General features: G+C 53.7%; 1 protein-coding gene and 1 rRNA gene. One reads left to right on the forward strand and one right to left on the reverse strand.

Annotation, left to right across the window (positions count from 1 at the left end; translation table 11 throughout):
- Positions 1–473 precede the first annotated feature (473 nt).
- The gene (locus B5F79_RS10745; RefSeq protein ID WP_087221475.1) at positions 474–1,205 is read left to right on the forward strand and encodes a hypothetical protein; all 732 of its coding nucleotides are present in this window, start codon (positions 474–476) and stop codon (positions 1,203–1,205) included.
- Positions 1,206–1,273: 68 nt separating this feature from the next.
- Here the strand turns inward: B5F79_RS10745 and rrf are convergent.
- Positions 1,274–1,353 (reverse strand): 5S ribosomal RNA (gene rrf / locus B5F79_RS11345); the annotation flags it as partial.

Here is a 1,353-nt window from a genome sequence, read left to right on the forward strand (position 1 = left end):
TCCGGTTTTCAAGGTTCGCCGCGCAGGTCGTTCGCGTCGCCGCGTCGCTGCGCGGGGATTAACTATACGCACCCCGCGCCCCTCCGGGGGCGTGAATCGGGAGGTTCACAGAGTCTACACATTGTGCTTGAGGAGTCTCATGCATTCGAATGTCAGCTGCGTCCTGGACGACACGCGTGCTTTGGGATACTGCGCGTTCCCAGCAAAATAACTTGGACTGCTAAAGCATTGAAGAACGGCTGCCATCGAGCACGCCGCCGCCCTTTCCCGGATCAATAAATCGGAAGTCATGGATGGTGCATAACTGGCCAAAAGATGAAATGCTGCAGTGACATCGGGCAGCAGCTATCCAGCCAGGCATATTCAGTCGCAACATAGGGCCGTTAACCAATATGCCCAGGAGGAATCGAAGTCATGGAGGTATAGTATGCACAACCAACCCGTCGGAGCACCCTTAAAGAAGGGCGGTCATCATGGGCGAGGTCTTTACGAAGTCACCAGAGCGATGGCTATCCATCGCTATCTGGGCAGGCGCGGTAACTATTATTCTCGCCATCGTCTTGGCCATAGTTCTTGGCTTCAGACACCTTTTGACGGGAGGGGTCAAACAGTCCGACTGCACGGAACGCACCGTGGGAATCATTCAATCGGCCAAGCAAACCAACCTACGCGTCAACGAAAGACCACAGTTCATCGTCAACGTTGACGCGATAGCTGACGACGGTTCCTCATTTCCAACAACGGTACGGAAAATCGTCTCCTTCTCAGAGATTGACAGCTTATCAAGGGGCAGAGTTGTGCCCATTAAATACAACCCCATAGATACCTCTCAGGCAATTTGGGACAAGAGCCCAGATCGCGCACGCTCACAGGAACATCTTGCGCTCTACCTGAGCGTCAAACACCCCGGTGATCTTTCCTACGAGCGTAGGTTGGACATCGAAAATAGAGGGGTGACGAAGAAGGCACTTCTGGAAAACTTCGGACTGACGGGCCGCGAAGAAAACGGCGACTGGGAAGCAGAGGCCACAATCCAAATCACGGACACGCATGGGGAAAGCACCTCGTACACACGAAGACTCTACGTAACGAGCGACGAGTTAGATCAATTAAAAAAGGGAATGTACCTTAGCGTCAGATTTGTTCCTGGGAGGGAGAAGGAGTTCATATTCCTCCTCAGCTGTTCTGCAGTGATCTACGAATAAGGGCCTAACCAAAGGCTTCAAACCATCACTCCAGGACCCCCCCCCGTCACAGGAAAATGCCCCTTGTTGGTCAGCGACGTCCTGCTCTCCCACGGACTGACTCCGCAGTACCATCGGCGCTCGGGGGCTTAACTTCCGGGTTCGGAAT

It is taken from the genome of Olsenella sp. An285, assembly GCF_002159625.1.
Taxonomy (GTDB): domain Bacteria; phylum Actinomycetota; class Coriobacteriia; order Coriobacteriales; family Atopobiaceae; genus Thermophilibacter; species Thermophilibacter avicola.